The following is an 8,177-nucleotide window of genomic DNA, read 5'->3' on the forward strand; positions in this document are numbered from 1 at the left end:
ATAAAACAAAAATATCAGTATTCCATACTGCAGAATCACCTTAAACAACGAGATAAGCACAGAATTTATCATTCCGGCACCTCGTACCGCAATACGGTGTTTCCTATCTGAATCAAATCATCCGGCTGCAGGACAATGCTGTCAATACGCTTTCCGTTTACAAATGTACCGTTCATGCTCTGGGCATCGTACAGCACATGACGATGGCGGACATAGTCTACATATGCGTGAAGTCTGGAAGCATTCGGGTCTGTCAGCAGGAATTCATTCTCACTGCGCCTTCCGATGTAAATCTTATGGTCTCCAATCTCCAGGCATGCGCCTTCATCATCGCCCTCTTCCACCGTCAGTGACGCAAAGAGACGGACAGGCGGAAGATTCAGCGGAACAGCAAAGGATTTTCTGTCCAGAACCAGTGTGCCGGCTTCTACTTCATTCGCCGGTGTCGCCTTTTCATCTTCATAAAAGGATGACACTCTGCAGATGTTCTTCGTAATATCCTCGCTTTTCAGCAGATTGATTGTCAGAGTTCCGTCCATGTAAACGTCAGATGTAATCAAAAGCTTCTGCAGAAAAATGGACAGGTCCTCAATAAACCGTCTGGATGACAAACGCTGATAATCTTCCAGGCTCATTCGAACCTCGTAGACATTCGGCACATAATCGCCGCGCGTACTCTTCTTCTTTTTCCTGAGGAGTTCGTGCTCTAATGCTTTACGCACTTCAACCGGTTCCAGTTCACTGCTGAACTTGCGGTTGAAAAAGCCTTCTATGTGATTTTCAAGAAACGCTTCCCAATCAGGCAGCCCCATAGAGACGCCTCCTTCCAAAACTATATTATACGGCTAAGTTCAACCCTTCGTCAAAATTCATGCCTCAGCCTTCATTATTTTTCATGTACTGGTTTCGAAGCTGGCCGCAGGCCGCCTGAATATCCGTCCCCATTTCCCTGCGGATTGTCGCAGAAATATGCTGTCTTGTCAATATATCCAGAAAACGCTGTATACGTTCCTGCGAAGGACGATAAAGCTGACGCTCGGTAACAGGATTGATTGGAATAAGATTGACATTTGCAAGCTGACCGTACAGGAGATGACTGAGCTCCCGCGCGTGTTCCTCACCGTCATTTACATCAGCAATCAGAATATATTCGTAGGTAACACGGCGCTTCGTCTTTTCACCGTACTGTCTGCCTGCCTCAACAACTTCGGCGATTTTCCATTTCTTGTTCACAGGCATAATGCGGTCGCGCACGGCATCATTAGGCGCGTGCAGGGAAATCGAAAGCGTGATTGGCAAATCCTCTTCTATGAGACGGTATATACCCGGTACTACGCCTGAGGTAGACAGCGCAACATTTCTGTAGCTGAAATTCTTGCAGTAAGGCTCATGCAACAAATGCAGAAAAGCCATCACTTCATCATAATTCATCATAGGCTCTCCGGAACCCATGAGAACCATAGTATCTACCTTTTGCTCGTCTTTTTTCAGATATTCCTCAATATACAAAACCTCAGCAAGCATTTCTCCACGCGTCAGGCTTCTGGCAACACCATGTACCGTAGAAGCGCAGAAAGCGCAGCCCATAGCGCAGCCCGCCTGAGTCGATATGCAGACGCTGTTGCCGTATGGCTGCCGCATGAGCACAGTCTCCACAGCGACACCATCGGAAAACTCCAGAAGGAACTTGGAGGTTTTCCCGTCATTAGAATCCCACTGTGTGACGAGCTTTGCACGCTGAATCTCAAATGCTTCATCAAGGTCTTCGCGCAGCTTTTTCGGAAGATTTGTCATCTCCGAAAAGCCTGAAGCACCCTTCTGATACATCCATTCCGCTATTTGTTTTGTCCGATATGAAGGCAGCCTGTACGGCTGCAGCGCCTCAGACAAAGCCTTCAAATCAAGTCCGAATATGTTCTTCTTCATTTATTTCACTTTCCGCATTCTGGCAATGAAAAAACCGTCAATCCCATCCTCATGCGGATAGAACTGCACCATATCTTCATCAGGGCGTTTTTTCATAGGCAGAAATAAACCTGTCTTTTCAAGGACAAACTCACTGTGCCGTTTCAAAAACTCAGTAACAACCTCCTGATTTTCAGCCGGTTCAATAGTACATGTACTGTAGACGAGAATACCGCCTGTTTTCAAAGCAGGTACTGCTCCGTCAAGAATCTCAAGCTGGAGTGCAGGAAGCTCGGCATTTCCCTTTTCGGTTTTTCGCCATCTCGCATCCGCTCTGCGGCGGAGAACTCCCATGCCGGAGCACGGAGCATCCACAAGCATCCTGTCTGCCTGTCCCTTGAATCTCTCACCTATATGGCGTGCATCATCTTCAATAGTTTCAATACAGGTAATCCCAAGACGTTCGGCATTTTCCTGTATTCTCTTCAGCTTTGCATCATACAAATCAAAGGCGGCGATACGCCCCTTATTCTGCATAAGCTGCGCTATATGCGTTGTTTTTCCTCCCGGCGCGCTGCAGGCATCAATTATAAACTCTCCGGGCTGCGGCTCCAGCACATGCGCAACCTGCATGGAGCTTTCATCCTGTACCTGAAAATGTCCCTCTGCCAGAAGCTTTGAGGAATCCAGCGAGCCATGTCCTCCCCTGCACAAAATTCCCTCAGGAGCAAAGGCCGAAGGCTCTGTTTCCCAACCATCATTTTGAAGGGCCTGCAAAAGCTCATCACGAGTTGTTTTCAGTGTATTCGTCCGAATGGAAAGCACCGCAGGCGCATTGTCGAATTCGCAGAGACGCTCTGCGGCGTCATATCCGAAGCGTTTAATCCACTGACGCACAATCCATTCCGGATGAAGTGACGAAAGCGCAAGGTGCTGTGTAGCTTTTCCTTTGCCATCGGGGAAAACAGCTTTTTCAGGATTGCGTACCACATTGCGGAGCACCGCATTTACGAACTTTACGGTACCTGCATTTCCGTATTTTTTAGCTATCTCAACAGACTCGTTGCAGACAGCAGCTGCGGGAACCTTTTCAAGGTACCGCAGCTGATAAATTCCAACGCGCAGAATCGCGCGGATATATGGCTGTATCTTCGAAACCGGTCTGGAAACGTACTGTCTGAGAATCCAGTCCAGCGTACCCATTGCCTTGACCGTACCATACACAAGCTCAGTCATGAAACGGCGGTCAATATCGGAATAATCCCCTTTGCGCAGCTTCTGCACAAGCGCTACATTGGCATAGGCGCCGTTTTCAAACACATCATAAACCACTTCAACAGCGGCGGCGCGTACCTTATCCATTCTCGTTCTCCTCTTTAATCAGCATGGACTCGATTTCGCTGCGCACCTGCTGCATATCAACGTGCGTATTATAGCACGGCCCATTGGGGCGTATATTCATAACCCCCACAGCCGGCAGCGGATAAACATCCTGAATACCGCTGGTAAGGTCCCTTTCACATGCTATAGCCAAAACAGCCTTCGGGCGAATCTTTTTTACTGTCTGACGCGCGAGAGTTCCGCCCGTAACCACGAAGAAATGAAATCCAATCTCTTCCGCCAGCGTCACAAGCGCGCCGATATCGCACTGACCGCAGCGTTTACAGTTCGCCATGGGGTCTCGTGTTATTTTATGCGGACAGCTTGCAAGCTGCAGGCAATGCGGAGTAACCACAAGCAGCTCCTCAGGTCTCACCTTAATGTGCTGATGATGGATAATCTGGTTGCTAACCGCAACAAAGGACCGCTCAATCTTCCTGCGGTCAAAGCCGAAAATCTTTCCCATCATAACCGCAATCGGAAAGAGCAGATTAATCAAAGCGTATGTTTTTCTCTGAAATACGGAAAAAAACGGAACGCCTAAAATCGCTCCGACAATGCCCAGAATCCCAAGTCCGGTAAACAGGAACATGGCAGCAAAAAAACCACCGAGAATAAAGGGCAGATATTCGCTTATTTCCTGCAGGCCGAGAAAGCTTACCCGCCATACGCAGTAAACCAACAGTCCGACGACTATCAGACTCAACGAAAGAAGCGCAATAAAAATACGCTTCTTAGGTCGTTCCATGCTCAATGCTTCTACCATAAAAGCCTCTCATTCCAAAACATCAAAACGCGTATGCTCATCCAAAGCATGGCCGCACACATAATTTGCAGCACTCATACGTTTTTTACCCGGTGCCTGAAGCTCAAGAATCTCTAAAGCTCCGTCACCGGTACCAATCATAAAACCTTTTTTCGTAAGATTTACAACCTCTCCCGGAGCTGCTTCCACCTTTGCGTCAACGCAGCGCGTACGCCAGATTTTGAACAGCTTTCCGTTGAGGGTAGTATACGCACCCGGCCAGGAATCCAACCCGCGGACGAGGTTATGAATCTCCGCAGATGACTTTTTCCAGTCAATCCTTCCGGTTTCTTTTGTAATCATCGGCGCATAATTGGACAGCGAATCATCCTGTACCGTGCGCTCAAGCGTACCATTCTGCAAAGCCTCGATTGTAGATACCAAAAGCTCAGCACCTTTTACCGAAAGCGTATCGTGAAGTGTCTCCAGATTCATATCCGGTGTTATCTCAACAACAGATTTCTGCAGCATATCACCGGTATCAAGTCCGGCATTCATGAACATTGTAGTGACACCGGTCTCCTTCTCACCGTTTATCAGGCACCACTGCATAGGAGCAGCACCGCGGTAACGCGGAAGAAGAGATGCATGCACATTGATACAGCCGTATTTCGGAATATCAAGAATACGCTGTGAAAGAATCTGACCAAAGGCAACCACAACAATAAGGTCCGGTTTTAATTCCTCAAGAACAGGCACGAAATCATCAGCCTTTACCTTAACAGGCTGATAAACAGGAATACCTTTTTCCTGTGCAAATTTTTTAACCGGGCTTGCTACCATCTTCTGCCCACGTCCGGCACGCTGATCGGGCTGGGTAACAACCGCTATAAGGTCAGATATCTCAGCCAGCTTTTCTGCACAGAGAACTGAAAACTCCGGTGTTCCCATAAAAACAGTACGCAATTTTTCCATGTTTAAGACTCCTGACGCAGGCTCTTGGCAATATCAATAAAAAGAATACCATCGAGGTGGTCGAGCTCATGCTGTACGCAACGCGCCAAAAGCCCCTCTGCCTTGATTTTTTTCCGTTTCCCGAAACGATTCGTATACTCGACCGTTACTTTTTCAGCACGTTCGACGTCACCGAAAATATTCGGCACCGAAAGACATCCTTCAGAATCAACAACTGTTCCCTCGCGGGATGTAATCATCGGATTGATAAGCTCAATAAGCCCTTCTCCGATATCAATAACAACTACACGAATCGGTTTTCCAATCTGCGGAGCCGCAAGTCCGATTCCATTGGATTTATACATTGTCTCTGCCATATCATTAAGCAAAGCCTTCAGCTTTGCATCAACCTTCTGTACCGGTGCACATACCTGTTTCAGTACAGGCGCGCCCGCCTTTTTGATGTCCAATAAAGCCATTAACAACTTCCTTTCTACAGAAATATAAACCATATAACTAATCTATTATAACGCCTTAGTTCAAGTTTTGCCACAGGCAAAACTTCCTCAATCAGCGTTTTACGTATATACAAAAAGAGCTGTTGCCATGGCAACAGCCCTTATGATTTTAACCTGATTACTGAAGAAGCTTCAATACACTTGCATTGTTGTGCATGTAGAGCTTCTGTGCAAACATAGCTAATTTGTTCTGGGTATTTGCAGAACTCAGTTCAGTTACTGCCTTTGCAATGTCAAGATCTCCGCTTGTAGACTCAGCACTCATCAAAGACTCAGACTGTGTCGTGTAGTTTGCGGAAGCAAACGACAAGTTCTGCTGCACAGCTCCAATATTGGTTGCTTCATCCAAAGCAGTATTCAATGCAGAATCCACTTTGTCCAAAGCATCCGCAATCCCCTCAGCCGAGGAAAGGTCCAGTGTGGAATTGCCATCTGCATCCGTGAGCCCGAGCCCATGCGACGTCATGTTGCCAAGCTGTACATTCTTATAACCGTCGACACCGGCTACAGTAATCGATGCCGAACCATCCAACAGCTTCTTGCCGTTATACTCTACACTGGCATTGTCATCAATCGTCGCAATCGTTTGGTTAACATTCTTCTGAATTGCTGCGACATCCGTATCCTTATTGGTTCCGTTTGCCGCCTGCAAAATCTGCGAGCGCAGCGAAGACAACGCTTCAACCGTTGAACTTACACCGCCCGCTGCCACATTCAACATGGAGTTCGCGGTCTGCGTATTTCTGTTCGACTGCTCCGTTACGCCAATGCTCGAATTCAAACGAACATTAATCGCATAATCAGAAGGACCATACGATGCAGAAGGATACGCGCTTCCCGTCGAAATCTGTTTTATAAGTGACTGTCTGGTTTTGTCCGTGCTATTTACTTGGTTTAAATAACCCAATCCGCTAATCGCCATCTTTCTCAACTCCTTATGGGTAGTCTAAATCTCCTACCTCACATAACTTTCACTTATATTTTACCCCAAAGGTCATAAACAATCAAGTATAACAACATTAAAAAGCCCGGTGCCGAATGCAGCACCGGGATAGAAAAACATTATGAGTTGATTTTTATTAAATTAAAGACCTGCTACTTTGCGGAGAATATCAGCCTTATCGGTATGCTCCCACGGAAGGTCTACATCAGTACGTCCGAAATGTCCGTAAGCTGCTGTCTGAGCATAAATCGGGCGGCGGAGATTCAGAGTCTTGATGATTCCTGCCGGGCGAAGGTCAAAGTTCTTGCGGACAAGCTCAACAATCTTCGCATCGGATACTTTACCTGTGCCAAAAGTCTCAGCAAAGATAGAAACCGGATGTGCAACACCGATTGCATAAGCAAGCTGAATCTCGCAGCGGTCAGCAAGACCTGCCGCAACAATATTCTTTGCAACATAGCGTGCTGCATAAGCTGCAGAACGGTCAACCTTTGTGGGGTCCTTACCGGAGAATGCGCCGCCACCATGACGAGCCATGCCGCCGTACGTATCAACGATAATCTTACGTCCCGTAAGACCGGAGTCGCCCTGCGGACCACCGATAACAAAATTGCCCGTCGGGTTGATGTAGTATTTCGTGTCATCGCTGAGAAGTTCTGCCGGAACAACAGCCTTGATGACCTTCTCAATCATATCCTTACGAATCTGTTCCTGAGTTACATCAGGATCATGCTGCGTGGAAATGACAATCGTGTCAATAGCGACAGGCTTGCCATCTTCATAAGCAACCGTGACCTGTGTTTTTCCGTCCGGACGGAGATAAGGAACCTCACCGCTCTTGCGGACTTCCGTAAGACGGCGTGCAAGTCTGTGAGCAAGAGCAATCGGGAGAGGCATATACTCTTCCGTCTCATTCGTTGCGTAACCGAACATCATGCCCTGGTCGCCTGCACCGATTGCCTCAGCCTCGTCCTCTTTACCCTCTTTTGCTTCGAGAGCCTTATCGACACCAAGTGCGATATCAGCGGACTGCTCATCGATGGAAACCAGAATGCCGCATGTATTGGAATCAAAGCCATACTCAGCTTTCGTATAGCCGATGTTCTCAACTGTGTTGCGAATGATTTTCGGAATATCAATATAGCACTCCGTCGAAATCTCTCCGACTACGTGGACCTGACCTGTTGTTACGAGCGTTTCGCAAGCAACACGTCCATTCGGGTCCTGTGCCAATATAGCGTCCAAAATGCTATCGGAAATCTGGTCAGCCATCTTATCCGGGTGACCTTCCGTAACAGACTCAGACGTAAACAATAAACGTTCTTTGCTCATGTTTCTTCCTCCTTAAATTTCACGTATCTTCTGCTAAACAAAAAACTCTCTTCCAGACAGAAGAGAGTCATTTTCATTTCTCTCATCTTCTAGGTATCTGCCTATAAGGAATTGGCACCGTTTTGACAAAGTCAATGGTTGCCGCAGCTTCATCGGGCCAGTCCCTCTGCTGCTCTGGATGAGTTGATATTCAGCTTTGTTAGTATGTTAACACATAAATATAAATCCCGTCAATCTATTTCGGTGATTTCCTTGCAAGTCTCTAGGAAAATGTAAAAGCTCCCAGATGCAACCGAGGACATTCTTTTACCTCAATAGCTAGATTTCATGCTCTTTGTACTTTGATTGAATAAATTTGCCATTATCTGCGAATTTATTCAATTCAATCCACGCTCTCCGC

At 47.1% G+C, this 8,177-nt stretch carries 8 protein-coding genes and 1 riboswitch; all 8 genes read right to left on the reverse strand.

Going from position 1 to position 8,177, the window contains the following annotated elements; genetic code table 11:
* Positions 1 to 68 precede the first annotated feature (68 nt).
* The 8 genes from ACY69O_RS00780 to metK all read right to left on the reverse strand — a co-directional run bounded on the left by ACY69O_RS00780 (position 69) and on the right by metK (position 7,777).
* Complete coding sequence (locus ACY69O_RS00780; protein WP_462331568.1) at positions 69 to 812, reverse strand: FhaA domain-containing protein; 744 nt, start codon at positions 810 to 812, stop codon at positions 69 to 71.
* A 64-nt stretch (positions 813 to 876) separates the two neighbouring features.
* Positions 877 to 1,926, reverse strand: a complete 1,050-nt coding sequence (gene rlmN / locus ACY69O_RS00785; RefSeq protein WP_462331569.1) for a dual-specificity RNA methyltransferase RlmN — start codon at positions 1,924 to 1,926, stop codon at positions 877 to 879.
* Positions 1,927 to 3,267, reverse strand: coding sequence for a 16S rRNA (cytosine(967)-C(5))-methyltransferase RsmB (gene rsmB, locus ACY69O_RS00790; protein ID WP_462331570.1), 1,341 nt, complete (start codon positions 3,265 to 3,267; stop codon positions 1,927 to 1,929).
* On the reverse strand, positions 3,260 to 4,051 hold the full coding sequence (locus ACY69O_RS00795) for a DUF116 domain-containing protein (protein ID WP_462331571.1): 792 nt from the start codon (positions 4,049 to 4,051) through the stop codon (positions 3,260 to 3,262). The genes rsmB and ACY69O_RS00795 overlap by 8 nt, the downstream gene beginning before the upstream one ends.
* 9 nt (positions 4,052 to 4,060) lie before the next feature.
* Positions 4,061 to 5,005 (reverse strand): methionyl-tRNA formyltransferase, encoded by a 945-nt coding sequence (fmt, locus tag ACY69O_RS00800; protein ID WP_462331572.1) that lies wholly within the window; start codon positions 5,003 to 5,005, stop codon positions 4,061 to 4,063.
* Positions 5,006 to 5,007: 2 nt separating this feature from the next.
* Complete coding sequence (gene def, locus ACY69O_RS00805; protein ID WP_462331573.1) at positions 5,008 to 5,463, reverse strand: peptide deformylase; 456 nt, start codon at positions 5,461 to 5,463, stop codon at positions 5,008 to 5,010.
* A 157-nt stretch (positions 5,464 to 5,620) separates the two neighbouring features.
* Positions 5,621 to 6,424: a flagellin gene (locus tag ACY69O_RS00810; RefSeq protein ID WP_462331574.1), complete on the reverse strand. Its 804-nt coding sequence runs from the start codon at positions 6,422 to 6,424 to the stop codon at positions 5,621 to 5,623.
* Between the two features lie 162 nt (positions 6,425 to 6,586).
* Complete coding sequence (gene metK / locus ACY69O_RS00815; protein WP_462331575.1) at positions 6,587 to 7,777, reverse strand: methionine adenosyltransferase; 1,191 nt, start codon at positions 7,775 to 7,777, stop codon at positions 6,587 to 6,589.
* 79 nt (positions 7,778 to 7,856) lie between these two features.
* Positions 7,857 to 7,962, reverse strand: a riboswitch (SAM riboswitch).
* Positions 7,963 to 8,177: the final 215 nt, after the last annotated feature.

This window comes from Schwartzia sp. (in: firmicutes) (assembly GCF_978017985.1).